The organism is Allobosea sp. P2_B12, from assembly GCF_056404835.1.
Genome location: NZ_JBFUDG010000015.1, coordinates 43,083 through 69,387, shown reverse-complemented (window position 1 = coordinate 69,387; position 26,305 = coordinate 43,083). Strand labels below are relative to the sequence as shown.

Here is a 26,305-nt window from a genome sequence, read left to right as displayed (position 1 = left end):
GGTCGCGTTCCAGCCTGCTCAGCCGGCGACGAGGTCGGCGGCCATCTGCCCGCGAATCAGGGTCGCGAGGTTCTTCGCGGCGCGAATCTGTGCGTCGCGGGCGGCGCGGACCGTGGCGAAGCGCTGCGACGAGCGCTCATAGGGCGCGCGGACGATATTGGTCCCGAAGGACACGACCTTGCCGGAGCCGATTTCCGTCACCGTCCAGGTTGCTGTGGCGACGAGGATCGCTGAATCGGCGCGGCCATTCGCATAATCCACGGTGACGACCTCGAGCGCTTCGGCGATCTTGGCGTCGAGCTTCAGCCGCTTGGTGCGATCGGGCTCGCCGCCGCCGTCGAGCTCGAAGACCAGCTCGTTGCGGAGATAATGGCCGACCAACCCCTTGATCTCGGGGATCTCGACCTCTTTCATCGCATTCCTGACGCTGCCGCCGGTCACGCTGGCGGTATTCTCGGCATAGAGCGGCTGCAGGCATCCGCCTGCCAGCGCGGCCATGCCCATGACGGCGGCCAGCATTGCGCGGCGGCTCGGCTGGGCGTCGCGGTTTCCGGCTTCAGACGACGACATTCACGATTCTCCCGGGCACGACGATGATCTTCCGGATCTCGCGGCCGTCAAGCGCCTTGGTGACGATCTCCGACGCTCTCACAAGCGCCTCGACCGCCACCGTATCCGCATCCGCGGGCACGGTCACCTCCGCGCGCTTCTTGCCGTTGACCTGGACGGGCAGCGTCACGCTGTCGTCCTTGAGCAGGCCTGCTTCCGCGTCGGGCCAGTTGGCTTCACCCACCAGGCCCTGCTGGCCGAGCGCCTGCCAGCATTCCTCGGCCAGATGCGGCATCATCGGCGCCACGAGCTGCGTCGCGATCACGCCCGCTTCATGCAGGGCGAAGGCGACGTCAGGGGTCAGCGCCGCGTCCTCGGCAGCGGCGTCCAGCGCTCTTCCGATGGCGTTGGTCAGGGTGTAGACATGGGCGATGCAGCGGTTGAAGCCGAGGCGCTCGATATCGTTGCCGACAGCATCCAGCGCGCGATGGCTGGCCTTGCGCAGGGTTTCCGCCGCCTCACCGAAGCTCGCAGGGCGGGGCGCCGTGTTGCCGGTGCGCTCGGCGATCTCGCTCAACAGCCGCCAGAGGCGCTGGACGAAGCGCGCCGCGCCCTGAACGCCCTCATCGGTCCAGATCACGTCGCGATCCGGCGGCGAATCGGAGAGCATGAACCAGCGCGCGGTGTCGGCGCCGTAGGAGGCAATGATGTCGTCGGGATCGACGACGTTCTTCTTCGACTTCGACATCTTCTCGATCGCGCCGATCTCGATCGGTGCGCCGGTGTCGACCTGGAAGCCCCGGCGATCGGCCCCGGCGCCCTCGATACGGACGTCGCCGGGCTCGACCCAGTTGCCATCGGCGTCGCGGTAGGTCTCGTGGACCACCATGCCCTGCGTGAACATGCCCGCAAAAGGCTCGTCCAGCCCGGCATGGCCGGTCGCCTTCATGGCGCGGGTGAAGAAGCGCGAATAGAGCAGGTGCAGGATCGCGTGCTCGACGCCGCCGATATACTGGTCGACGGGCAGGAAGCGGTCGACGACCTTCGGGTCGGTCGGGCTTTCCGTCCGCCACGGATCGGTGAAGCGAGCGAAATACCAGGACGAGTCGACGAAGGTGTCCATGGTGTCGGTCTCGCGCCGGGCTGGCCTCCCGCATTGCGGACAAGCGACGTGCTTCCAGCTCGGATGATGATCGAGCGGGTTGCCTGGCTTGTCGAAGGAGACGTCGTCGGGCAGCTTCACCGGCAGGTCGGCGTCGGGAACGGGCACCGTGCCGCAATCGGCGCAGTGGATCACCGGGATCGGGCAGCCCCAGTAGCGCTGGCGGGAGACGCCCCAGTCGCGCAAACGGAAATTGACCTTGCGGGCGCCGACCGGGCGGTTGCCGCGGGTTTCGCCTTCCAGCCGGCGGGCGACATCTTCTTTCGCCTCCGGAATGGTCATACCGTCGAGGAAGCGCGAATTGATCATGCGGCCGTCGTCGACATAGGCGGTGTCGGTGACGACGAAGCTCTGGGGATCGACGCCTTCGGGGGCGACGACCGGGGTATTACCCAGGCCATACTTGTTGACGAAGTCGAGGTCGCGCTGGTCATGGGCCGGGCAGCCGAAGATCGCGCCGGTGCCGTATTCCATCAGGATGAAATTGGCGACATAGACCGGCAAAGTCCATGTGGGATCAAAGGGATGCGCAACACGCAAGCCCGTATCGAAGCCGAGCTTCTCGGCCTTGTCGATGTTCTCCTGGGCCGTGCCCGTGCGCTTGCACTCCTCGATGAAGGCCTGCAGGGCAGGGCTCTGAGCGGCAACCATCTTCGCAATCGGATGATCGGGGGCGATGCCGATAAACTTCGCGCCGAACAGCGTGTCGGGCCGCGTCGTGTAGACCTCGATCTCGTCTGCCTCAACCGCTTTCGATTCGAGAGCGAAACGAATCAGCAGCCCTTCCGAGCGGCCGATCCAGTTCTTCTGCATCAGGCGGACCTTGTCGGGCCAGCGGGTCAGGCCCTCCAGCGCGTCATGCAGCTCCTGGCCATAGGCCGTGATCTTGAAGAACCACTGCGTCAGTTCGCGGATCTCCACGGGTGCGCCAGAGCGCCAGCCCTTGCCGTCGATGACCTGCTCGTTGGCGAGCACGGTCTCATCGACGGGGTCCCAGTTGACCTTGGCGGTCTTGCGATCGACCAGCCCTGCCTTGAGGAAGTCGAGGAACATCTTCTGCTGGTGGCGATAATAAGAGGGGTCGCAGGTCGCGAACTCCCGGCTCCAGTCGAGCGACAGGCCCATGGACTGCAGCTGCGCCCTCATCGAGGCGATGTTGGCGTAGGTCCATTCACGCGGGTGGACGTTCTTGGCCTTGGCGGCGTTCTCGGCGGGCAGGCCGAAGGCGTCCCAGCCCATCGGATGCAGCACGGCGAAGCCCTTGGCCCGCTTGTAGCGTGCGACCACGTCGCCCATGGCATAGTTGCGGACATGGCCCATATGGATGCGCCCCGAGGGGTAGGGGAACATCTCGAGGACGTAGTAGCTCGGGCGCGGGTCGTCGTTGCGCGTCTCGAAGAGCTTGCGCTCCTCCCAGACGGCACGCCATTTCGGCTCGGATTCCTTGGGATTGTAGCGTTCGACGGCCATGGTAGCGGGCTATTCTTGCATGATCGGATGTGGCCGGACTAGGACACCATTGAGGCCACGCGGTCAACGCCGCGCCAGGCATGAGGGATGCGAGATGAGCGATACGGTTACGCGATTGGCCGAGACGAAAGCCGCGATCGCCCGCGCAGCGCGCGATTTCGAGCGCGAGCCGGATTCGGTGACGCTGATCGCGGTCTCCAAGACGATGCCGGCGGAAGCGATCCTGCCGGCGCTCGAGGCCGGGCAGCGCGTCTTCGGCGAGAACTATGTCCAGGAGGCCAAGGCCAAGTGGCCGGGGCTGAAAGAGCGCTTTCCCGATGCCCAGATTCATATGATCGGGCCGCTCCAGTCCAACAAGGCGAAGGAGGCGGTCGAGCTGTTCGACGCGATCCACTCGCTCGACCGCGAGAGCCTCGCCAAGGAGCTGGCGCGCGAGATCGGCCGCAGCGGCAAGGCGCCGACCCTGTTCGTACAGGTCAACACCGGCGACGAGCCGCAGAAGGGCGGCGTCAGCCCGAGCGAGATCGACGCCTTCCTCGATCTCTGCCGGGTGCATCATGGCCTGGTGATCGAGGGCTTGATGTGCATTCCCCCGGCGGAGGATCCGCCGTCACCGCATTTCGCGCTGCTGGCCAAGATTGCGGCGAAGCACGGCCTGCGCGGCCTGTCGATGGGTATGAGCGCCGATTACGAGGCGGCGATCCAGCTCGGAGCGACGCATGTGCGGGTCGGCAGCGCGATCTTTGGGGCGCGCGGTTAGATTAGCCGATGCGCATCACGCAGCGCCGCGCCAGCCGGGGCAGGACCTTGGCGAAGACATGGCCCTCGACAGCGACGCAGCCGGCCGTCGGCGTGAAGCCCGGTCGCGCGAGATGCCAGAAGATCGCGCTGCCGCGACCGCGAATCACCGGCGCATCGTTCCAGCCGAGTTCGACCACGACGTCGTAGAGATGGTCGTCGCGCTTCAGTCGTTCCTCCGCTTCGCCAGGCGGGCGGTCGATCAGGCGGTTGTAGCGGCGGTCGGACGCGTCGTCGCACCAGGCGTCGCGCGGGCCTATGGCGCGCATCGGCAGAAGCGTGCGCGGGCGACTGACGCGGTCGGGCCGGAACAGCACGCTGCGCAACGGCAAGGCGGCGCGCGGCGTGCGGCCATCGCCCTCGCGCTTCAGCGTGCCGATTCCCGAGCGACCCAGCGCGCAGGGAAAGGCCGCTCCCCCAGCGAGCAGAAAGCCCTTCCGACGGTCGCGGATGGAGGCGAAGACGCGCAACGCGGTCAGGCGCGGGGGACCACCATGGCCGCGACGAGACGCCCGATTCTCACGTTTTCTCACGGGAATTCCATAGGGCGTGACTTGCGGTCGCGATTCAGCGGGCTCATGGTGATCCGTCATTTCTCGTGCGAACGAAGCTTCATGCCCGCCCTCCATCATATCCTGCTGGTCGATGACGACCAGACCCTGCGAGAGGCCCTTGCAGAACAGCTGGCGCTCTATGACGAGTTCAAGCTTGCCACGGCCGGAACCGCGACTGCCGCCGTCAAGGCCGTTCAGGCCGATCGAATCGACCTTGCGATCATGGATGTCGGCCTGCCGGACATGGACGGGCGCGAGGCGGTCAAGCTGATGCGCAAGAACGGCTTCAAGAGCCCGGTCATCATGCTAACGGGCCAGGGCTCGGACGCCGACACCGTGCTGGGGCTGGAGGCCGGCGCCAACGACTATGTCGTCAAGCCGTTCAAGTTCGCCGTGCTGCTGGCGCGAATCCGCGCCCATCTGCGGCAATACGAGGCGAGCGAGGACGCGGTCTTCCAGGTCGGGCCGTACACCTTCCACCCGGGCTCGAAGCTGCTGGTCAGCGAGAAGGGCTCGAAGACCAAGCTGACCGAGAAGGAAACCGCGATCCTGCGCTTTCTCTATCGCGCCGGCCGCAAGCCGATCGCGCGCGAGGTCCTGCTGCAGGAGGTCTGGGGCTATAACAGCCAGGTCACCACGCACACGCTCGAAACCCATATCTACCGGCTGCGCCAGAAGATCGAGCCCGATCCGGGCAATGCCCGGCTGCTCGTGACGGACGCCGGCGGCTACCGGCTTAACCCCTAAACCCGTGGCACTCGACGACGACATCGCCCTCTTGGCCCGGCAGCCCTTGCTGAGCCTGATGGAACGCGATGCGCTAAGGCTCGTCGCCTTCGCGGCGGAAAGCCGCATCCTGCGCGCCGGCGACATCCTGTTTCGCATCGGCGAGCCGTCCGATGGCGGGGTGCTGATCATCTCGGGTGCCGTCGCCCTCACCAGCCGGGAGGACGGGCAGCCGGCCGAGGAGATCGTCGGGGCCGGCGCGTTGATCGGCGAGATCGCGCTCTTCACCTCGGTCGCCCGTTCGGCCACCGCGATCGCGCGCGAACCGACCCAGGTGATGCGGCTGTCGCGCAGCGTCATGCGCCGCGTGCTGGCCGAGTCACCGGCCTCGGCGCAGGCCGTGGCGACCGCGATCAGCGACAGGCTGCGCGGCTTCGTCGACGAGTTGACGGCGGTTCAGGACGCGCTGACGGCGATCGACCGCCGGTAAGGCTGCGACAGCCTGACGTCATGGTCGGACCTGTCTGCGACCATCCACGTCTTTACCGACGAATGTGGTGGTCAAGACGTGGATGGTCGCCACAAGGGCGAGCACGATGCCAAGATCACAGCTCCAGCGTTACCGTCACCGGCACATGGTCCGAGGGGCGCTCCCAGCCCCGCGCCTCGCGCAGGAAGGTGACGTCGCGCAGGGCCGGCTTCAGCCCGTCCGAGAGCCAGATATGGTCGAGCCGGCGGCCGCGGTTCGAGAGTTCCCAATCGGCGGCGCGGTAACTCCACCAGCTGTAGAGCTTCTCCGGCTCGGGCCGCAGCGTGCGCGCCGCATCGGTCCAGCCGAGCTCCGTGCGCAGCCGCTCCAGCGTCGTGGTCTCGATCGGCGTGTGGCTGACGACATCAAGGAGCTGCTTGTGGCTCCAGACATCGTGCTCATAGGGAGCGATGTTGAGGTCGCCGAGCAGGATGGCGGGGCGGGCGGTCGGCCGCTTTGCGATGCCCCAGGCGCCGATCTCGTCGAGGAAGGCGAGCTTATGGGCGAACTTGTCGTTCTTCGCGGGGTCGGGAATATCGCCGCCGGCGGGAATGTAGAAATTATGGATCGCGACGCCGGCTGCGGCGCCCGCGCCCTTGTCCAGAACGGCGGTCATGTGGCGGGCGTCGTTGCGTCCGCACATCGCCATGGCGTCCTTCTCGCTGAAGGGCAGCTTCGAGACGATGGCGACGCCGTTATAGCCCTTCTGGCCGATGAAGGCCTGATGGACATAGCCGGCCTTCTCGAAAGCCTTGGCTGGAAACTGCTCGTCGGGCGTCTTGGTTTCCTGCAGGCAGAGGATGTCGGGCGCATGGGTGGCCAGGAAATCCGTGACCATGCCGATCCGCAGCCTGACGGAATTGATGTTCCAGCTTGTGACGGTGAGTTGCACGCAAAGAGGTTCCGGCGGAAGGGTGCCGGAAACTGGTTTGCTGGCGCGCAAAAGGCAAGCCGTTTCAGGCGGCTTGCGGAGCGATGCCCGTGTCAGTGACCGTCAAAGCTTGCGCTGGTAGTCGATCACGAAGTTCTTGGCGTCGGGCCGGCGCTGGGTGTCGAGATTGTAGAGCGCGACCGAGGTCTCGTAGCCCTGCGGGTCGATCACCACCCATTGCTTCAGCACGTTGGCGACCAGGTCGAATTTCAGCGTGATTTTCGAAGTCCCGCCCAGCGTCGAACGATCCTCGAGGCGCACGGAGAGCACGTCGCCATCGATGCCTGCGCCGGTGATGGTGCCGTCGCGGGCGAGATCCATCTTTTCGCGCACCAGGAATTTCAGCGGCGTCTGCCCGAGCGAATAGATGTCCTGCGTCGCCAACTTCTTGTCGCGAACCGCGACCGAGGTGCCGTCCGCGATCACTTCGATCGTCGCCGGAGGCTCGTATTCGAAGCGCATCTTGCCAGGGCGTTGGATGTAGATGCGCCCTTCGAGGCGGCGCCCATTGGCGGCGAACTGGATGAAGTTGCCCTGCAGGGAGGTGAAGCTGTTGAGATAGGTATTGAGCCGATCGATCGCCTCTTCCTGCGTCGCTGGTGCACCGGCCTTGGCACGAACGGGTGTCGCGGCGGGCCGTGCGGGTTCCGTCGCCACGGTGTTTGCGGCCGATGAGGATGCCGGCTGCACGGCAGCGGCTTCGGCGACGCGCGGCAGGCCTAGACCCGGCGGCCGGCTTGGCGGCAGAGGCAGCGGGCGCGCGACTGCGGGCCTTGCGGCTGCCGGCTTGGACGGCTGCAGTTGCAGCGGCTGCGCTGCCAGCGAGGCAGGCAGGGCCGCGCAGCCGAGCAGAGTCACAAGGGCAAATTTGGCCCGACGCGTCGGGAGCGATGTCATGAGCAGGTCTGCTCCATTCCTGTGTCGCCGCAGTTCTCGCAGCGACCGGACACATATGTTGCGCATTCTTCCGCTGCCGGCATGGCGCGCGGCAGCTCAACGCTGCGGGTGCGCGAGAGGTTGCAGCACCCTGATGGCAATTTGAGGACGCAGGCCAGCAACCGCAAGGGCTGACACGCCTGAGAGCCGCTCAATCCTCGTCTTCGCGTGCTCGTCCGGTCTCGACGAGGATGTCGCGTTTGCCGGCGTGGTTGGCGGGTCCGACGATGCCTTCGTTCTCCATCCGCTCCATGATCGAGGCGGCGCGGTTGTAGCCGATCTGGAGGCGGCGCTGGATGTAGGAGGTCGAGGCCTTCTTGTCGCGCAGGACCACCGCAACCGCCTGGTCGTAAGGATCGTCGCTCTCGGCCTGACCCATGCCGGTCTTGTCGAAGACGGCGCCGTCCTCGCCCTCGGCTCCGGCCTCTTCCTCCTCGGAGGTGACGGCGTCGAGATATTGCGGCCGGCCTTGCGTCTTGAGATGGGCCACGACCTTCTCGACCTCGCCATCGCTGACGAAGGGGCCGTGCACGCGGGTGATGCGCCCGCCGCCGGCCATGTAGAGCATGTCGCCCTGGCCGAGCAGCTGCTCGGCGCCCATCTCGCCCAGGATCGTGCGACTGTCGATCTTGCTGGTGACCTGGAAGGAGATCCGCGTCGGGAAGTTCGCCTTGATCGTGCCGGTGATGACGTCGACCGAAGGCCGCTGCGTCGCCAGCACGACATGGATGCCGGCGGCGCGCGCCATCTGGGCGAGGCGCTGGATCGTGCCCTCGATCTCCTTGCCGGCGACCATCATCAGATCGGCCATCTCGTCGACGATCACGACGATGTAAGGAAGAGGCTCGAGGTCCATGACCTCCTCCTCATAAACAGCCTCGCCGGAATGGCGGTCGAAGCCGGTCTGGACGGTGCGGGTGATGACCTCGCCGGCGGCCTTGGCCTCGACCACGCGCGCATTGAAGCCGTCGATGTTACGCACCGAGAGCTTCGACATCTTCTTGTAGCGCTCCTCCATCTCGCGCACCGCCCATTTCAGGGCGACGACCGCCTTCTTCGGGTCGGTCACGACAGGCGTGAGCAGATGGGGAATGCCGTCATAGACCGAGAGTTCGAGCATCTTGGGATCGACCATGATCAGCCGGCACTGCTCGGGGGTCAGCCGGTAGAGCAGCGACAGGATCATGGTGTTGATCGCCACCGACTTGCCCGAGCCGGTGGTGCCGGCGACCAAGAGATGCGGCATCTTGGCGAGATCGACGATCACCGGCTCGCCGCCGATGGTCTTGCCCAGCCCCAGAGCGAGCTTGTGCTTGGAGCTCTCGAAATCCTGGCTGGCCAGCAATTCGCGCAGGAAGACCGTCTCGCGGCGGGCATTGGGCAGTTCGATGCCGATCGCGTTCTTGCCGGGGATCACCGCCACACGCGCCGAAATCGCACTCATCGAACGCGCGATGTCGTCGGCGAGAGAAATCACGCGCGAGGACTTCGTGCCCGGCGCAGGCTCGAGTTCGTAGAGCGTCACGACCGGGCCGGGGCGCACCTGCGTGATCTCGCCGCGCACGCCAAAATCCTCGAGCACGCCTTCGAGCAGCGTGGCGTTCTGCTCCAGCGCATCCGTCGAGATCGCGTTGGCCGGCAGTTTCTTGGGCTCGCCGAGATAGGTCAGCGGCGGCAGTTCGAATTCGTCGCGATCGAGCAGGGAGGGCTGGGCCTCGCGCTGGATGCGCTTTCCCGTCTTCGGTGCAGGCGGTGGCGCGGTCACGCGCGGGGCGTTGAGGTCGCGCAGATCCTGAGGGCCGTCGTCATCGAGATCGAAAGGCGGGTCGAGATCGCGCCCCGTTGCCTTGGTGGAGCGGGGCGCGGGAAGCGGCTCGGGGTCGAAGGCGGGCAGCGTCGGGCGCACGCCCTGTTCGCGACGAGGGCCGTCCTGGAATTGCGGTTCGCGGCGGACACGGCCGGCAGCAGGCATTGGAGCGCCGCCATGCTGCGCTCCCTGAGCGGCCGCCGCGGGTGGTTGCGGCAGGCGACGCAGGATCGCGCCGCGCAGCGCCATCGCGCCATGGGCAAGCCAGCCGATCAGGATTACGGCGATGCCGGGCTCGTCCTCGCGGCGGTCCTCGCTCTCGGACCAGGATTCGTCGGCATCGTCGGCATCCGCGATCGGATCCTCGTCGCTGACGAAGCCGAAGCCCGCGGCAGCCGTGACCGCCAGGATGGCGATGCCGGCATAGAGGAAGCCGACGAGGCCGCCGAGCGCATTGCCGGCGATGCCGGCGAGGTTGCGGGTGCCGAACAGGAGGCCGTCGCCGATGACGCCGCCCATACCGGTCGGCAAGGGCCAGCGCGGTGTCGCCGGCAGCGCGCTGCCGACGGCGGCCGTGGCGGCGACGCCGACGACCCAGAGGCCAAGCTTGAGCGCGCCACGGTCGAAGAGATGGAAGCGAACCAGCCGGAGCGACCAGATCACGGGCGGGAACAGCAGCGCGATGACGCCAAGCCCGATCAACTGCATCAGCAAATCGGCGATCATCGCGCCGGGCCGGCCGAGCCAGTTTTTGACGGCGCCGCTGGTGGCGTTGTTGAGGCTGGGATCGTCGACCGACCAGGTCGCGAGCGACAGGGCTACGGCGGCCATCAGGGCCAGCACGGCGAGACCCGTGATCTCGCTGGCGCGGCGCGACAGGAACTCCCGCACCGGATCGGGCAGGCGGTCCATCAGCGATGAAGAGCGTCGGATCGTGCGCATGCGGGGTTAGCCGTCATCCCTGGGCTTACGGGCCGCGTCGCATCGGCCATCGCGATCACGTTAGGAAGGCGAGGTTAAGACCCGCTTAACCTTGGGGCCCCTGACGGCATCCGACAGCAGGTTGCGGAACGCTGCGGTCACGTCCGCATTGTCCGGATGGTTCTTGGAAGCGGGAGGTCACGATGCTGGATGGAAATGGAGAGAAAGTCGCGACGATCGCGCGGATCTGGCGCGGCCGGGTCCGGCCCAAACGGGCGGACGAATATGCCGATTATTTGCGGACGGTCGGCGTGACGCCGCTCCTGGAGAAGGCGCTGGGTGCGCAGATGTTTCGCGAGGACCGGCCGGGCGAGACCGAGTTCATCACGATCTCCTATTGGGAAAACGTCGCGGCGATGTCGCGCTTCGCCGGGCCGGACCCGCGCAAGATCCATCATCTGGAGCGGGATGCGGAATTCCTGATCGAACTGCCTGAAAGCGTCCAGGTGCTCGATATCGCGTTGAACAAGCCGGCGGCTGGGTAAGGCTCTCGGCCAACAAAAATCCCCGGCGGTTGCCCGCCGGGGATTGTTTCACGTGAGACGCAAAGATCGTGGGTGCGATCAGTCGTGATAGGCGCGCTCGCCATGCTCGGCGATGTCGAGGCCTTCGCGCTCGGCATCGGGAGCGACGCGCAGGCCGACGATGACGTCGACGATCTTGTAGAGGATCAGCGAGCCGACACCGCTGAACACCAGCGTGAACAGCACTGCCTTGACCTGCGCCATAAAGGCCGTGCCGAACTCATAGGCGCCCACGGCCAGTTCGCCTGGCTTGGACGAGTAGTCCGGGATGCCGGCGCCGCCGAGATCGACATTGACCAGGATGCCGGTCGCCAGGGCGCCGAGGATGCCGCCGATGCAGTGGATGCCGAAGACATCGAGCGAGTCGTCATAGCCGAGCGCGTTCTTCACCGTCGAGCAGAAGATGAAGCAGACGATGCCGGCGACGAGGCCGAGCACGATGCAGCCCATCGGTCCGGCGAAGCCAGCGGCCGGGGTGACCGCGACGAGGCCGGCGACGGCGCCGGAGACCATGCCCAGCATCGAGGGCTTGCCCTTGACGGCCCATTCGACGAAGAGCCAGGCGACCGCCGCCGCCGCCGTGGCGACGAAGGTGTTGACCATGGCCAGCGCGGCGGTGCCGTTGGCTTCCAGGTTCGAGCCGGCGTTGAAGCCGAACCAGCCGACCCAGAGCAGGGCGCCACCGATCAGGGTCATCGTCAGCGAGTGCGGGGCCATCAGCTCCTTGCCGTAGCCGATGCGCTTGCCGAGCAGGATGCAGCCGACCAGACCGGCGATGCCGGCGTTGATATGGACGACGGTGCCGCCGGCGAAGTCGAGCGCGCCCCATTTGAAGAGCATGCCGGCATCGGCGTTGACGGCGTCGAGCGCGGCCTGTGCGGCGACCTTGCCGTCAGCGCCGGCATCGACGAGCGCCTTGGCAGCGTTGCCGACGAGATCGGGGCCGCCCCAGTACCAGACCATATGGGCCATCGGGAAGTAGATGAAGGTGACCCACAGCACCGTGAAGAGCAGCAGCGCCGAGAACTTCATGCGCTCCGCGAAGGCGCCGACGATCAGCGCCGGCGTGATGCAGGCGAAGGTCATCTGGAAGGCCATGTAGAGGAATTCGGGGATGACGACGCCGTTCGAGAAGGTCGCCGCCGTGGTCGTCGCATCGACGCCCTTCAGGAAGGCCTTGGAGAAGCCGCCGACATAGTCGTTAAGGCCGCCGCCATTGGTGAAGGCGAGCGAGTAGCCATAGGTCACCCAGAGCAGCACGACGATGCTGGTGATGGCGAAGACCTGCGTCAGCACCGAGAGCATGTTCTTGCTGCGGACCAGGCCGCCATAGAACAGCGCCAGGCCCGGGATGGTCATGAGCAGGACCAGCACGGTCGAGCTCATCATGAAGGCGACGTCGCCCTTGTTGGGCACGGGGGCGGGGGCGGCGGCCGGGGTCTGCGCGAGCGCGGCGCCGGCGGCCGCTGCGAGCGCCAGTCCGACAAGCCCGGCCCGGTTAAGGCTCTTGAAATTCATTGTTGGAAACTCCTGACAGAAAGATCTGGGCTCAGAGGGCGTCGCCGTCGGTCTCGCCGGTGCGGATGCGCACGGCTTTCTCGATGGACGAAACGAAAATCTTGCCGTCACCGATCTGGCCGGTGCGGGCGGCTGCCGTGATCGCCTCGATCACCTTGCCGACGAGCTCGTCGGATACGGCGACCTCGATCTTGATCTTCGGCAGGAAGCTCACGGCGTATTCGGCGCCGCGGTAGATCTCCGTATGGCCCTTCTGGCGGCCATAGCCTTTCACCTCGGTCACGGTCAGGCCGTGCACGCCGATGGCGGTGAGCCCGTCGCGCACCTCCTCCAGCTTGAACGGCTTGATGATAGCCATCACGATCTTCATCTGAAGGGTTTCCCCGTTTACGCCGCCCGGAAGTCAGCCCCGGCGATCTCGTTGCGCTTCGCGCGCCGTGTTGAGCCGCAGCGCGTCGTTCAGGCGCAATTCAAGGCGCGTGCCAACTGCCCCGGCGGGAAGCGGGGTTCCGCGATGATCCGAATCGCGCGCGCGCCTGTGATTCCAGCGCGTGCAGCATGCTCAGAGTTTGTGCGAGTGATGAAAACTTTGGCTTATGCCTGAAAAGTGATCAGCCGAGATCGGGGCGCGGCCGGATCAGGCCTTCCTGGGCCACGGAGGCGACCAGCCGGCCCCCCCGATCGAAGACCAGGCCGCGCGAAAAGCCACGCGCCCCGGAGGTCGAGGGGCTGTCCTGCGCGTAGAGCAGCCATTCGTCGGCGCGGAAGGGGCGGTGGAACCAGAGCGCGTGGTCGAGACTGGCGCCCTGGATCTTCTCGTCGAAGACCGTCGTGCCGTGGGCGATCAGGCTGGAATCGAGCAGCATCAAATCCGAGGCATAGGCGAGCACGGCCTGGTGGATCGCCGGATCGTCGGGCAAGGGCTGGATCGCCTTGATCCAGACGTGGAATTTCGGCTCGCGCGAGCCGGCACCTTCGGCGTAGCGCGCGAATTCGACCGGCCGGATTTCGATCGGCCGTTCGCGCTGGTAATAGGCGCGCACCGCCTTGGGCATATTGGGCAGGACGCTGCGGTTCATCGCCTCCCGGTCGGGGAGGTCCTCCGGCATCGGCACGTCGGGCATCGGCATCTGGTGCTCGTAGCCGGGCTCCTCGACCTGAAACGACGCCGACATCGCGAAGATCGCCTCACCCTTTTGGATCGCGAGCACGCGGCGCGTGGTGAAGGAGCGGCCGTCGCGCAGGCGGTCGACCTCGTAGATGATCGGGATGGCGGGATCGCCGGCCAGCAGGAAATAGGCGTGCAGCGAATGCGGCTGGCGGCCCTCGACCGTCTTGCAGGCGGCATAGAGCGATTGCGCGATGACCTGCCCGCCGAAAACGCGGGGCCAGCCGACCTTGGGGCTGTGACCGCGGAACAGATTGCGTTCGAGCGGCTCGAGGTCGAGGATCGACATCAGGGAGTCGCTGATCTGGGACATGGTCTTGGACGCTCGGCTCGCAGGCGGGTTGACGGTCCGGCCAGCTTGGGGACTAGAGATCGGCCGGTCGTGCCGCATCAGCACCGACCGATCCGGGGCCGTCAAGCCGGCGTAACCGTCCAGCATCCGCGAGGAGGACAGCAGATGACCGTTGTGAGCGAGCCGCGCGAGGCGATCGTGATCGCAGGTGGCGGCATTGCCGGGCTGTCGCTGGCGCTCGCCCTGAAGCAGGCGCTCGGAGCGGGGTTTTCGATCGTCGTGGCCGATCCTGCGCTGGGCGCGGCTCCGCGTGCCGACAGCCGGGCCTATGCGGTCGCAGCGGCGGCGCAGGCGATGCTGCAGGCGCTGGGCATCTGGGATGCGATCGCCGCGACCGCCCAGCCGATGACCGAGATGATCGTCGCCGACAGCCGCAGCGGCGATGTCGTGCGGCCGGTGTTCCTGACCTTCGACGGCGAGGTCGAGCCCGGCCAGGCCTTTGCCCATATGGTCGAGAGCGCGGCGCTGGTCGGCGCCTTAACCGAAGCCTGTCGCGAGGCGGGCGTCGTGCTTCGGGCCGAGGGCGTTACCGGCTTCGAGAGCAGTGAATCCGGCATCGCGGTCACGCTGACGGCCGGCGCGGTCCTGCCCGCTCGGCTGCTGGTCGCGGCCGATGGAGCCCGCTCGAAGCTGCGTGAACAAGCCGGGATCGGCTGGGTCGGCTGGGACTATGGCCAGTCGGGGCTCGTCGCGACGATCGGCCATGAGCGGCCCCATGGCGGCCGCGCGGTCGAGCACTTCCTGCCGTCAGGGCCCTTCGCCATTTTGCCGCTGACGGATGGTGGCCGGCTGGGGCATCGCTCCTCGATCGTCTGGACGGAGGCCGCCGAGAACCTGCCGGCGCTGCTGTCGCTCGACGCGATCGACATGCTGGCCGAAATCGAGCGGCGCTTTGGCCTGGAACTTGGCGAGATTGCGCTGGAAAGCCCGGTCTCGGCCCATCCGCTCGGCTTTGGCGTGGCGCGGCGCTTCGTGGGCGAGCGCCTGGCGCTCCTCGGCGATGCCGCGCATCTGATCCATCCGATCGCCGGACAGGGCCTCAATCTCGGCCTGAAGGATGTCGCGGCGCTGGCCGAGACGATCGTCGACGCGGCCCGGCTCGGGCTCGATCCCGGCACGGCCGATGTGCTCGAAGGTTATGAGCGGGCGCGGCGCTTCGACACGGTGGCGATGGGCGCGGTCACGGACGGGCTGAACCGGCTGTTCTCCAATGATGTCACGCCGGTCAGGCTGGCGCGCGATCTGGGGCTCGGTCTGGTCGACCGGCTGCCGCGGCTGAAGCGCTTCTTCATCCGCGAGGCGGCGGGCGTGAGCGGGGCGCCACCGCGGCTGATGAAGGGCGAGGCGCTTTGAATCTTTGAATCAAGTCGCTTTGCACAGGAACGCGCCGTCATCCCGGTTTGCCCCCGGGATTCATCATAGAGCTGTCGAGTCTTACGATGGATTCCGGAGCGGCGCGGCTACGCCTCTTGTCCGGGATGACGACGTGTTTCCCGTGAAACATAAGTCAGATCGAGCGCCGCTCACTCCTCCAGCGCGCGCGCCTCTTCCGGCAGCATGATCGGGATGCCGTCGCGGATCGGGTAGGCGAGCTTCGCCGCGCGGCTGATCAGCTCCTGTCGGGTAGCGTCGTATTCCAGCGTCGTCTTGGTCAGCGGGCAGACCAGGATCTCGAGCAGCTTGGGGTCGATGCGGGTGGCGGGTTCGTTCGTCAGATCGGTCATGTGCGTGTCTTCCGTTGGGCGCGCCCGCTCAGGGCGTCTTGCGCGGCAGGTCGGCGAGCATGCCGGCCGCCACCATCAGCTTCGGCAACGAGAGGCCCGAGGCGACAATCGCCTGGATCGTGCTGCGGGTCCGCTCGGCATCCTCACGGCGTTCTTCCTGCCAGGACTCGAGCGTGCCCTTGCCGCCATCGCGTGAGGCAATCTCGCGCGTCAGGCTCGCCTGCGCGTCGGACAGCGTCTCGATGGCCCGTTCGCGGGCCAGGCGCTCGTAATCGTCCGTCGCCGGCACCGCCAGGGCCGAGGCGGCGAAGGCCGACAGACCGAAGATCGAATCGACTCCGAAATGAATTCGGGCGACGTCGGCAATGTCGCGCTTGGCCTGGTCGGCGATGTCGACGATGTCGGTCGCCTGCGCCAGAGACGGCAGGCCGGCGATGCGCGCTGCCAGCGTCTCCGGTACGCCGTCGGTGGTGAGGACGGCGATCCGGGCCTGACGCGCCTGTGCCGCTGCGTCTGGCAGCAGAGCATCGAGATCGGCTGCGAGCGCTGCCACGCCCGCGGCGTAATGCGCGACAGTCGGCTCGATCGCGCCGGGCTTCGCCACGCCCTTGCGCAGGAACCAGCCCATCCGGTTCGTGACCAGTTCCTGCACGGCGGCATAGAGCCCGAGCTGGACCTTGCCTGGCAGCTTGGCGTCGAGCGCATCAATGGCGCCGTTGAGCGCGATCAGATCGAAGGAATCGCGTGCGATCGCATAGGCAGCGGCGATGGCAGGCGCCTGGGCATGGGTCAGCGCGGAGAGCACCGGCACGAGCGCTGGGCCACCACGGTTGACGATCGCGTTCGCCAACTGGGTCGCGACGATCTCGCGGCGCAGCTTGTGGCTGGCGATTTCCGGCGCATAGCGCTCGCGTAGGGCCTGCGGGAAATAGCGGACCAGTTCGCTGTTGAGATAGAGATCATCCGGGACTTCGGATTCCAGCAATGCGTCGTGCAAAGCGAGCTTGGCATAGGCGAGCAGCACCGCGAGCTCGGGCCGGGTCAGGCTTTCGCCACGCTTCTCGCGCTCGGCCAGCACCGCGTCGCTGGGCAGGTATTCGACCGTGCGGTCGAGCCTGCCATCGGCTTCGAGCGTCTGCATCAGGTAGCGCAGGCCCGGCGTCGCGGCCTGGCCCTTCGCTTCCGTCAGCGAGAGCGCCAGCGTCTGCAAATAGTTATTGCGCAGGACGAGCAGCCCGACCTCGTCGGTCATCTCGGCGAGCAGGGCGTTGCGGTCGTCCTCGGCGAGGCGGCCATCCTTCACGGGGCCGGCGAGCGCGATCTTGATGTTGACCTCGACGTCGGAGGTGTTGACGCCGGCGGAGTTGTCGATCGCGTCGGTGTTGAGCTTCACGCCCTTGCGGGCCGCCTCGATGCGGCCGCGCTGGGTCGCGCCGAGATTGGCGCCCTCGCCGATCACGCGGGCCCGGATATCGGTGCCGGTGACCCGGATCGCGTCATTGGCGCGGTCGCCGACCTGCGCGTCGCTCTCGTCGGTGGCGCGGATATAGGTGCCGATGCCGCCGAACCAGAGCAGGTCGACCCTGGATTTCAGGATCGCGGTCATCAACTCAGGCGGCGAGACCTCCGGTTTGGGGAGATCGAGCAGTTCCTGCAGTGCCGGCGAAAGCGGGATGCTCTTGGCCTGGCGCGAGAAGATGCCGCCACCCTCCGAGATCAGCGACTTGTCGTAGTCCTGCCAGGAGGAGCGCGGCAGATCGAACAGGCGCTGGCGTTCGGCCAGAGACTTGGCCGTATCCGGGGTGGGATCGAGGAAGATGTCGCGGTGGTCGAAAGCGGCGACCAGCCTGATCTCGGGCGAGAGCAGCATGCCGTTGCCGAAGACGTCGCCCGACATGTCACCCACGCCTGCCACGGTGAAGGGGGTGGTCTGGATGTCGATGTCGACTTCGCGGAAGTGGCGCTTGACCGCCTCCCAGGCGCCGCGGGCCGTGATGCCCATCTTCTTGTGGTCGTAGCCTTGGCTACCGCCCGAGGCAAAAGCGTCGCCAAGCCAGTGGTGCTTTTCGAGCGAGAGCGCGTTGGCGGTGTCCGAGAAGGTCGCGGTGCCCTTGTCGGCGGCGACGACGAGATAGGGGTCGTCGCCGTCGTGACGCACCGTGTCGGCCGGCGGGATCACGGTCTCGCCGTCGAGATTGTCGGTGAGCTCGAGCAAAGTCCGCACGAAGATGCGGTAGCTCTCGGTGCCCTCGGCCAGCCAGGCCTGACGGTCGGAGGCGGGCGGCAATTGCTTGGGCACGAAGCCGCCCTTGGCGCCGACCGGCACGATGACGGCGTTCTTGACCTGCTGTGCCTTGACGAGGCCGAGCACCTCGGTGCGGAAATCCTGCGGCCGGTCGGACCAGCGCAGGCCACCGCGTGCGACCTTGCCGAAGCGCAGATGGATGCCCTCGACGCGCGGCGAATAGACGAAGATCTCGTAGAGCGGACGCGGTAGCGGCAGGGAATCGACCCTGGCGCAGTCGTATTTGATCGAGATGGTGCCGCGCGGCTGCCCATCAGTGCCGATCTGGAAGAAGTTGGTGCGTAGCGCCGCGTCGATCAGGTTGACGAGGCGGCGCAGGATGCGGTCCTCGTCGAGGCTGGTGACGGCGTCCAGCGCGGTCTCGATCGCCGCTCGTTCGCTCTCCGTCCTGGCAGTGCGCTCGGCATCGCTCAGGCGCGGGTCGAACTTGGCGATGAACAGGGCGACCAGGCCCGAGGCGATGCCGGCATGGCGCGTCAGCGCGTCGGCGATGTAGCCCTGCGCATAGGGCGCGCCGACCTGGCGCAGATAGCGCCCGAGCGCGCGCAGCAGCGCCGCCTCGCGCCAGGCGAGGCCCGCCGCCAGCACGAGTTGGTCGAAGCGGTCGGATTCGGCCAGCCCCCGGAACTGCGCCATCAGCGCGGCTTCGATGGTCGGGTCGAGGCTGATGACGTCGATCTCGCCGTCGTCGGCGCGCTCCAGCGTCATGTCGTGCAGCCAGACGCGCGTGCTGTCGGTGGCCTCGCCGGAGGCCGGCTGGGGCGTGATGTTGTAGGTGCGCTCGTTGACGACGCGGAAGCCCATATTCTCCAGCACCGGCACGCGGGCCGAGAGCGAGATCGCCGCGCCGCGGGAAAACACCTTGAGATTGGCGCGCGTGACGGGGTCACCCTCGCGGCGGTAGAGATTGACGGCGCGAGCGCGCTCAGGCGTCAGCTTCTGCAGGATGTCGATGTCTTCGAGCGTGTCGGCAGGCGAGAAGCGGTCGCGATAGGCTGCGCCAAACGCTTCCGAATAGCGCTCGGCCAGGGTGCGGGCGGCGGGGCCGGCTCGTTGTTGATCGAGCACGTCCTTGAGCCCGTCGCTCCACGTCCGCACGATCGCGCTGATGCCGGATTCGAGCGTGGGACGATCGATCTTCGGGGTTTTGCCCTCGTCGCGACCGATGATGTAGTGCGTGCGGGCGAGCGGCCCTTCCGGATAGGCCGGATAGGCGGCCGAGATGCGGCCCTGATAGATGCCGGCGAGGAATTCGCCGACGCGGCGGCGCACGCGGGTGTCGTAGCGGTCCTTGGGGATGAAGACGAGGATCGAGACGAAACGGTCGAACTCGTCGACGCGGGCGAGCGCGCGGATGCGCGGCCGCTCGGTGAGTTGCAGAATGGCGAGCGCGAAGCTCTCCAGCGTGCCGGCGTCGATCTGGAAGAGCTCGTCGCGCGGATAGGCGTCGAGCACGTTCAGCAGGGAACGGCCCGAATAGCTCGCCGGGTCGAAGCCGATGTTCTTGACGACCCGGTCGATCTTGAGGCGCAAATAGGGGATATCGCGCGCGCTGCCGGTATAGGCGTTCGAGGTCAAAAGGCCGACAATGCGCAGTTCGCCGTCGAGCCGGCCATCGGGCGTGAACAGCTTGACGCCGACATAGTCGAGATGGACGCGCCGGTGCACCCGGCTCTTGACGTTGGCCTTGGTGATGATCAGCGCCTGCGGCTTGGCGAGGAAGGCGCGAATCTCCGGCGTCGTGACGACCATTTCCTTGTTCTTGCGCAGCACGCGCACCGAGGGGTCGCGCAGGATGCCGAGGCCCGAACCGTCGATCGGGTCGGCGGCGGCGTCTCCGCCGGGGAAGCGATAGGCGCGGATGCCGAGCAGGGTGAAGTTGTCGCTGGCGATCCATTCGAGGAACTGCAGCGCTTCAGTGACCTCGTCCTCCGGCAGCGGCGGCGGGTTGCCGCGATAGGCCTGGATCACCTCGGTGATGCGCCCGCGCATCGCCGCCCAATCCTCGACCGCGAGGCCGACATCGGCATAGACGCTGTCCAGCCCGGCGCGAAGCCGGTCGCGGGCTTCGGCCGAATCGATCCGTTCGAGGTGGATCTGGATCAGACTTTCGCGGCGGGTGCCTTCCGGCGCGCGGCCAGCGGCTTCCCCTGCCAGCGAGACGAAATGCCCCTCGCCATCGCGCGCGACGGCCAGGATCGGGTGGGCGACGAGGCGCGGCTCGTAGCCCTGCTCGGTGAGTTCCGACAACGTTGAATCGAGTAGAAACGGCTTGTTCTCGTTGACGACTTCCAGGATCGTGAGCTGGTGTTCGCGATCCTGTCCCGTGAAGGACTCGTCGCGGAAGCGCAGGTTGATCGTTTCGGGACGCCGGGGCGCGGTGAGGTGCTCGTAGGCGGCCGCCGCGGCACGCGCCAGCATGTCGGCCGGCAGGGCTTCGAGATCCTCGGCGACGGCCCGGCCATAGAGCAGGCCCGGAAATTCGGCCGGCATCGGCCCCGACAAGCCGGCGGCAGCGCTCTGGATTGCGGAAACGGCCGCAGCCGTCGCATTGGTCACGCGCTTGCCCATGGTCCACCCCTGTTATTTTGCCGCAGCGATGACATAGGCTGTGGCGCCTTTCAATCTCGGCGCGACGCAGGGCGACGACCCGGGACGACACGACAGGACGTAACATGACGGTAAAACATGACAAACCGAAGCCCGGAGAGACGCCGGCACGGCAGGACGTCCCTCCTGCCGCGATGGCGCTCGACCTGAAGGCGGGCACGCTTTGTGCCGAGAATCAGGCCTATTTCGACAAATGCCTGGAAAAGCTCGGTTTTGTGCCGAATGTGCTGGTCTGTTACGCCCATGACGACGCCAAGCTCTCGGCGTTCGCGGCCTTCTACAACGACCTGATGCTGGCGCCGTCGGGCTTGTCGAAGCTGGAGCGGGAGATGATCGCGGTCGCGGTCTCCAGCGTAAATCGCTGCTACTACTGCCTGAGCGCCCATGGCGCGGCAGTGCGCCAGCTCTCGGAGGATCCGGTGCTGGGCGAGCTGATGGCGATGAACTACCGCGCGGCCGATCTGTCGCCGCGGCATCGCGCCATGCTCGATTTTTCCGTGAAGCTGACGGAGACGCCGCACCTGATCGGAGACGTGGATCGCGCCGCACTTCGGGCGGTCGGGTTCAGCGAGCGCGACGTCTGGGATGTCGCTGCCGTCGCTGCCTTCTTCAACATGTCGAACCGGATGGCTTCGGCTGTCGATATGCGGCCCAACCCCGAATATCATCGGCAAGCGCGCTGAACGGAATGGCTCATAAGAAAAACGGCCGGCGAGAACGCCAGCCGCTGAGTTGGCCTGGACTGGATGGCCCGGCTCCACCGGATTCCCGGGGGGCTGGGGGGCTGACAAACCGGAGATCGGCAGAGCCGGGCCGTCGAGGCAACATCACTATTCGAACCGCGCAACAGGGCGGACGCTTGGCCTGATCGGGGCGAAAATGCGGCGATGCTGACGAAGCCGTGATCGAAACGCCAGCGGGTGATCACGGAGCCAGACCCGGCACCGGCTGGTTCGTCAGCCCGGATTGCGCGCCAGTCGGCATTGCTTGCCAGCGCAGCATCGCGAGAGCATCATCGGCTGCCAAGCATCAGGGCGGTCGCAGGCGATCGCCGATCGGGAGGCGCAATGAGCGAGAGCGACACGCCGCAATCGCAGCCGACGGCCGGGGTCATCCCGTTCCCCGGCGCAACGAAACCGGCCACAGTCACCTTCGACCGTCGCGAGCTTTCGGAACTGCTCAACCTCTATGGCCGGATGGTCGCGGCCGGCGAATGGCGCGACTACGCCATCGATTTCCTGAAGGACAAGGCCCAGTTCTCGGTCTATCGGCGTTCGTCGGAGGTGCCGCTCTACCGCATCGTCAAGGATCCGGCGCTGGCCAAGCGCCAGGGCGCCTATTCGGTGGTCGCCGCGACGGGGCTGGTGCTGAAGCGTGGCCCGGAACTGTCGCGGGTGCTGCGCGTGCTGGACAAGAAGCTGAGCGTGGTCAGCTAGAGTCTTCCGGCGCTTACGCCGTTGGCGGCGCTGCGCTTCCCTCGCCCAGTTCCTTCTGCATCAGCATCTGGTCGAGCCAGCGGCCGTGCTTGAAGCCGATTTTCTCGGCGACGCCGATCAGGCGGAAGCCGGCGCGCTCATGCAGGCGCCGCGAGCCGATCGAGGCGCCGGTGCCGTCTCCGATCACGGCGATCATCTGGCGGAAGCCGCGGCTGGCGCAGTCATGCATCAGCCCGGCAAGCAGCGCACTGCCGATGCCCGAACCTTGCGCGCCGGTCGCGATGTAGATCGAGTTCTCGACGGTCGCGCGATAGGCCGGACGCGGGCGATAGGCGTTGGCATAGGCATAACCGAGCAGCAGGCCGTCGCGCTCGGCTGCGAGATAGGGGTAGCCGCCGGCCAGGATCGCCTCGTAGCGCCGCAGCAGCTCGGCCTCGTCGGGGGGCTCGATCTCCCAGGAGGCGGTGCCATTGAGCACGGCGTCGCCATAGATCGCGGCGATGGCGGGAATGTCGGTGGGGGTCGCCGGGCGGATCGAGAGCAAGGTCATGCCGCGATCATGGTCCGGCCGGACCTTAAAAGAAAAGCCCCGGCCTTGCGGCCGGGGCTCGTGTCTCATGCAGGGCGGAGATCGTTCAGCGACGATCGCCGAAGAGCTGCAGCAGCATCTGGAACATGTTGATGAAGTTCAGGTAGAGCGACAGCGCGCCGTTCACCGAGAGCTTCGCGGCCGATTCCGCATCCATGTCCGAAGACAGGTACATGTCCTTCAGGCGCTGGGTATCCCAGGCGGTCAGGCCGGCGAAGACCAGGACGCCGATCACCGAGATGGCGAAGGACAGCGCGCTCGAGGCCAGGAAGATGTTGACCACCGAGGCGATCACGAGGCCGATCAGGCCCATGATCAGGAACGAACCCATGCCCGAGAGCGACTTCTTCGTGGTGTAGCCGTAGAGGCTGAGGCCGCCGAAGGCCGCCGCCGTGATGAAGAAGACCTTGGTGATCGACTCGCCGGTGAAGACGACGAAGATCGACGCCATCGAGACGCCCATCACCGCCGCGAAGGCGAAGAACATGGCCCGCGCGGACGAAGAGCTCATGCTCTCGGCCTTGAACGAGAAGAGCAGGATGAAGGCGAGCGGCGCCAGCATCACGACCCATTTCAGCGGGCTGGTGAACAGCGTCACGCCGAACGGCGACAGGATCGCCTTTCCGGTCGGCGCATAGCCGGCGATCGCCAGCATCGAGATGCCGATCGCGGCAAGACCTGTGATGGCCAAGCCGATCGACATGTTGTTGTAGACGCCGAGCATGAACGAGCGCAGGCCCTGATCCATCTCGACGGCGCTGGTCTGCTGGGCGCGGCCGGCACCCCAGACTGGAGCATTGCGGTCGAAGTTGCTCATGGAGCGAGTTTCCCCTGACAGTGATTCCGAAGACGGCATCGCCCCCGGCGATGGCCTGTCGTCGCACACAACCGTGGCGATGCACGGAATATGAGGGGGTTCGCCGGTTCTTACAAGGGGCGTGCAAGGGGCCTTCATGGTTAAGACGCCGCGCTTTATAGAAACGCGACGCCCCAACCATGCAAAATTACATGCGTGTAATGTCTATCGCGAGTCGTTCATAGATAGTCATCATAAATTCCGCAGGTGAGAAGCCGGCGCTTTCGATAGTATTTTCAGCGTGCCGGTGAGCCCGAACAGCACAGTGACGCCGACGGCCGCAGTCGCGGCCAGTAACGCCCCGGTGGGGTCACTGACAAATTCGATCTTCATCACTTGCGTCACGACGCCCCAGCCCGCGAGAGCCCCCGCGACAACGCCGAACAGCGCCGAGACGAGTCCGATCGCGGCGTATTCGAGGGCGTACGACGAAAGTATAAAGCGGCGTGTTGCCCCGAGGGTCTTCAGGATCATCGCGTCATAGAGCCGCGCCCGTTGTCCGGCGGCCAGGGCTCCGCCCAGGACGAGCAGGCTGGCGGCGATGGCGAGGCCCGACGCGCCGCGGATCGCGGTGGCGAGCTGGCCGACGATGGTGTTGATCGCCTCGAGCGCGTCCTTGACCCGCACGGCCGTCACCGAGGGGAATTCCACGGCGAGCCGGCGCAGCAACGCGGCGTCGGTTCCGCCTGCGCCATTGGGCGCAGGCGTGATGGTGGCGAGATTGGTGTGAGGTGCGCCCGCGAAGGTGTTGGGCGAGAACAGCATGACGAAATTGATGCCGAGCGAGCGCCACTCGACTGCGCGCAGATTGGCGACGCGCGCCGTGATGTTGCGGCCGAGCACGTTGACGGTGAGCCTGTCGCCGATCTTCAGTCCGATGCCGGCGGCGTTCTGCGCATCGAAGGAGACCAGCGGCTCGCCGCGATAATCGGCCGGCCACCACTCGCCTTCGGCGAGCTTCGAGCCCTCGGGGAGGGTGTGGGAATAGGTGATGCCGCGGTCGCCATCGAGCACCCAGGCGGATTGCTCGGAGGCCTTGATGTCCTCGGCGCGCACCCCGTTCACCGAGACGATGCGGCCGCGCATCATCGGCACGCGGGCGAGCGTCGCTCCGGGACGCTCCTCGTGCAGGACGGCGTCGAAGCGGGCCGAATCGGCGTTGGGGATGTCAAGGAAGAAGAAACTCGGCGCCGCCTGCGGCAAGGCCTGCGTGAGCTGCCGGGTCAGGCTGGTGTCGATGAAGGCCAGCGCCGAGAGCAGCGCGACGCCCAGACCCAGCGACAGCACCAGCGAGGGCGTCAGTGCGCCGGGTCGGTAGCTGTTGGCCAGCGCCATGCGCAGCGAGGGGTTCTTCGGGCGCGGCAGCTTGCGGGCGAGCCCCATCAGCCCCGTGGAGACGCCACGCAACAGCAGGAAGATCCCGGTCATCACGGCGATGTAGATCAGCGCGATGCGCCGGTCATAGGCGAAGGCGAGCGCGACGCCGACGAGACCGGCGAGCGCCAGCGCGCAGATGGCGAGGTAGATCGCGCGCGGACGGCGGGCATCGGGTTCGATCTGGTCGCGAAACAGCGCCGAGACCGGCACGTCATGGGCGCGGCCGAGGGGCAGGATCGCGAAGACGAGCGCCGTCAGCAGCCCGTAGAGTGCGGCGACGCCGAGTTCGCCCAGCGCCAGCGTCGGCTCGAAGGGCACGGGCAAGACGGTCTTGAGCGCTGCGCTGAGCGCGAAGGGGGCGGCTGCGCCAAGCGCGAGGCCGATGCCGGTGCCGAGCACGGCGACCAGCATCACCTCGGTGAGATGGATCGCAACGACGCGGCCGCCGGTGGCGCCGACCGCCTTCATCGTGGCGAAGTCGAGCTTCTTGGCCTCGACGAAGCGGCGCACGGCATTGGCGACGCCGACGCCGCCGACGAGCAGCGCGGTCAGGCCGACCAGGGTCAGGAACTGGGTGAAGCGCTCGAGATTGCGCTGGAAGCCGGGATTCGCATTGGCGCGGGAGCGGATTTCCCAGCCGGCATCGCGTTGCTGCGTGCCTGCATCGGCGATCAGCGCGTCGAGGGCGTCGTCGCCGGATGCCTGGGGCGGGAGCGCGACGCGGTAGGTCCAGCGCACCAGGCTGCCGGGCTGGAGCAGGCCGGTGGCGCGCAGCGCCTCCTGCGAGATCAGCAGGCGCGGGCCGAAACCGACGCCAGCGGCGATCTTGTCGGGCTCGGAGACGAGATTGGCGCGAAGCTGCACCCGTGCCGCGCCGATCAGGACGACATCGCCGGGCTTCAGGTCGAGCCGGCCGAACAGGACGGGATCGGCAACCGCGCCGAACACACCATCGCGCTGCCCGAGCAATTCCGCGACGGGGTTCTGCGGCTCGGTGACGAGGTCGCCGATGCCGGGATAACTCGCATCGACAGCCTTGATCTCGACGAGCGCCGCGCCCTTGTCGCCGGCATTGGCCATGGCGCGCATCGTCGCGATGGTCGAGACCGTGCCCTTGCCGGTGAGGAAGGCGAGTTCCTGCGGCGTTGCCTCGCGATGGATCAGGCTGAAGGCGGCATCCCCGCCGAGGATGCGGCGGCCTTCGCGCGACAGGCCTTCGGTCAGGCCGCGCGAGGCGGAGGCGACGGCCGCGATCGTCATGACGCCAAGCGCAAGGCAGGCGATGAAGACGCCGAAGCCGCGCAAGCCGCCGCGCAGATCGCGCCAGGCAAGACGGAAAGCGAGCGCGATTGCGGAGGTGCCGGAGGGTGCCGCGGGCGCGGGCTTGACGGTGCCGTGCATGG

General features: G+C 66.8%; 21 protein-coding genes. 7 read left to right on the top strand and 14 right to left on the bottom strand.

All coding sequences use genetic code 11. The features are described from left to right. Nucleotides 1–18: 18 nt before the first annotated feature. Together AC1DYU_RS24215 and leuS are read right to left on the bottom strand one after the other, a co-directional pair. Nucleotides 19–570, bottom strand: a complete 552-nt coding sequence (locus tag AC1DYU_RS24215; protein ID WP_476793856.1) for a hypothetical protein — start codon at nt 568–570, stop codon at nt 19–21. Further along, complete coding sequence (leuS, locus tag AC1DYU_RS24210; protein WP_476793855.1) at nt 557–3,181, bottom strand: leucine--tRNA ligase; 2,625 nt, start codon at nt 3,179–3,181, stop codon at nt 557–559. Before leuS ends, AC1DYU_RS24215 begins: the two co-directional genes overlap by 14 nt. Nucleotides 3,182–3,275: 94 nt before the next feature. On the opposite strand from leuS, the gene AC1DYU_RS24205 reads away from it, so the two are divergent. Continuing rightward, nucleotides 3,276–3,941, top strand: a complete 666-nt coding sequence (locus AC1DYU_RS24205; RefSeq protein ID WP_476793854.1) for a YggS family pyridoxal phosphate-dependent enzyme — start codon at nt 3,276–3,278, stop codon at nt 3,939–3,941. A gap of 1 nt (nt 3,942) precedes the next feature. On the opposite strand, the gene AC1DYU_RS24200 is transcribed toward AC1DYU_RS24205, so the two are convergent. Then, a complete protein-coding gene (locus AC1DYU_RS24200) occupies nt 3,943–4,512 on the bottom strand; it encodes a L,D-transpeptidase family protein (protein ID WP_476793853.1) in 570 nt (189 codons plus the stop codon). An 81-nt stretch (nt 4,513–4,593) separates the two neighbouring features. On the opposite strand from AC1DYU_RS24200, the gene AC1DYU_RS24195 reads away from it, so the two are divergent. Beyond that, nucleotides 4,594–5,280, top strand: a complete 687-nt coding sequence (locus AC1DYU_RS24195; RefSeq protein ID WP_158484577.1) for a response regulator transcription factor — start codon at nt 4,594–4,596, stop codon at nt 5,278–5,280. 4 nt (nt 5,281–5,284) lie between these two features. Further along, on the top strand, nt 5,285–5,749 hold the full coding sequence (locus tag AC1DYU_RS24190; RefSeq protein ID WP_476793852.1) for a cyclic nucleotide-binding domain-containing protein: 465 nt from the start codon (nt 5,285–5,287) through the stop codon (nt 5,747–5,749). Between the two features lie 115 nt (nt 5,750–5,864). Here AC1DYU_RS24190 and xth read toward each other — a convergent pair whose 3' ends face one another. The 3 genes from xth to AC1DYU_RS24175 all read right to left on the bottom strand — a co-directional run bounded on the left by xth (nt 5,865) and on the right by AC1DYU_RS24175 (nt 10,404). Then, nucleotides 5,865–6,680, bottom strand: a complete 816-nt coding sequence (gene xth, locus AC1DYU_RS24185; protein WP_158484579.1) for an exodeoxyribonuclease III — start codon at nt 6,678–6,680, stop codon at nt 5,865–5,867. Between the two features lie 102 nt (nt 6,681–6,782). After that, nucleotides 6,783–7,616: a LolA family protein gene (locus AC1DYU_RS24180; RefSeq protein WP_476793851.1), complete on the bottom strand. Its 834-nt coding sequence runs from the start codon at nt 7,614–7,616 to the stop codon at nt 6,783–6,785. A gap of 190 nt (nt 7,617–7,806) precedes the next feature. Continuing rightward, nucleotides 7,807–10,404, bottom strand: a complete 2,598-nt coding sequence (locus AC1DYU_RS24175) for an FtsK/SpoIIIE family DNA translocase (protein WP_476793850.1) — start codon at nt 10,402–10,404, stop codon at nt 7,807–7,809. Between the two features lie 182 nt (nt 10,405–10,586). Here AC1DYU_RS24175 and AC1DYU_RS24170 point away from each other — a divergent pair, with 182 nt between their 5' ends. Next, nucleotides 10,587–10,928, top strand: a complete 342-nt coding sequence (locus AC1DYU_RS24170; protein ID WP_476793849.1) for an antibiotic biosynthesis monooxygenase family protein — start codon at nt 10,587–10,589, stop codon at nt 10,926–10,928. A gap of 78 nt (nt 10,929–11,006) precedes the next feature. On the opposite strand, the gene AC1DYU_RS24165 is transcribed toward AC1DYU_RS24170, so the two are convergent. The 3 genes from AC1DYU_RS24165 to tesB all read right to left on the bottom strand — a co-directional run bounded on the left by AC1DYU_RS24165 (nt 11,007) and on the right by tesB (nt 13,966). Continuing rightward, nucleotides 11,007–12,485, bottom strand: coding sequence for an ammonium transporter (locus AC1DYU_RS24165; protein ID WP_476793848.1), 1,479 nt, complete (start codon nt 12,483–12,485; stop codon nt 11,007–11,009). A gap of 31 nt (nt 12,486–12,516) precedes the next feature. Continuing rightward, the gene (locus AC1DYU_RS24160; RefSeq protein ID WP_054141588.1) at nt 12,517–12,855 is read right to left on the bottom strand and encodes a P-II family nitrogen regulator; all 339 of its coding nucleotides are present in this window, start codon (nt 12,853–12,855) and stop codon (nt 12,517–12,519) included. 241 nt (nt 12,856–13,096) lie between these two features. Then, nucleotides 13,097–13,966 (bottom strand): acyl-CoA thioesterase II, encoded by an 870-nt coding sequence (tesB, locus tag AC1DYU_RS24155; protein ID WP_158486947.1) that lies wholly within the window; start codon nt 13,964–13,966, stop codon nt 13,097–13,099. A gap of 144 nt (nt 13,967–14,110) precedes the next feature. On the opposite strand from tesB, the gene AC1DYU_RS24150 reads away from it, so the two are divergent. Beyond that, nucleotides 14,111–15,358 (top strand): ubiquinone biosynthesis hydroxylase, encoded by a 1,248-nt coding sequence (locus AC1DYU_RS24150; RefSeq protein WP_476793847.1) that lies wholly within the window; start codon nt 14,111–14,113, stop codon nt 15,356–15,358. A 170-nt stretch (nt 15,359–15,528) separates the two neighbouring features. On the opposite strand, the gene AC1DYU_RS24145 is transcribed toward AC1DYU_RS24150, so the two are convergent. Together AC1DYU_RS24145 and AC1DYU_RS24140 are read right to left on the bottom strand one after the other, a co-directional pair. After that, entirely contained in the window at nt 15,529–15,729 is a 201-nt protein-coding gene (locus tag AC1DYU_RS24145) for a Trm112 family protein (protein WP_476793846.1), read from the bottom strand. Between the two features lie 28 nt (nt 15,730–15,757). Further along, nucleotides 15,758–20,605, bottom strand: coding sequence for an NAD-glutamate dehydrogenase (locus AC1DYU_RS24140; RefSeq protein WP_476793845.1), 4,848 nt, complete (start codon nt 20,603–20,605; stop codon nt 15,758–15,760). Between the two features lie 173 nt (nt 20,606–20,778). Here AC1DYU_RS24140 and AC1DYU_RS24135 point away from each other — a divergent pair, with 173 nt between their 5' ends. Both AC1DYU_RS24135 and AC1DYU_RS24130 read left to right on the top strand, forming a co-directional pair. Continuing rightward, entirely contained in the window at nt 20,779–21,327 is a 549-nt protein-coding gene (locus AC1DYU_RS24135) for a peroxidase-related enzyme (RefSeq protein WP_476793882.1), read from the top strand. A 384-nt stretch (nt 21,328–21,711) separates the two neighbouring features. Then, nucleotides 21,712–22,080: a DUF2794 domain-containing protein gene (locus tag AC1DYU_RS24130; RefSeq protein WP_476793844.1), complete on the top strand. Its 369-nt coding sequence runs from the start codon at nt 21,712–21,714 to the stop codon at nt 22,078–22,080. A gap of 13 nt (nt 22,081–22,093) precedes the next feature. Here the strand turns inward: AC1DYU_RS24130 and AC1DYU_RS24125 are convergent, their stop codons facing one another. The 3 genes from AC1DYU_RS24125 to AC1DYU_RS24115 form a co-directional block, all read right to left on the bottom strand. Further along, entirely contained in the window at nt 22,094–22,630 is a 537-nt protein-coding gene (locus tag AC1DYU_RS24125; RefSeq protein WP_476793843.1) for an N-acetyltransferase family protein, read from the bottom strand. Nucleotides 22,631–22,715: 85 nt separating this feature from the next. Continuing rightward, nucleotides 22,716–23,486, bottom strand: a complete 771-nt coding sequence (locus tag AC1DYU_RS24120) for a Bax inhibitor-1/YccA family protein (protein WP_476793842.1) — start codon at nt 23,484–23,486, stop codon at nt 22,716–22,718. A gap of 231 nt (nt 23,487–23,717) precedes the next feature. Beyond that, the gene (locus tag AC1DYU_RS24115) at nt 23,718–26,303 is read right to left on the bottom strand and encodes an ABC transporter permease (RefSeq protein ID WP_476793841.1); all 2,586 of its coding nucleotides are present in this window, start codon (nt 26,301–26,303) and stop codon (nt 23,718–23,720) included. Nucleotides 26,304–26,305: the final 2 nt, after the last annotated feature.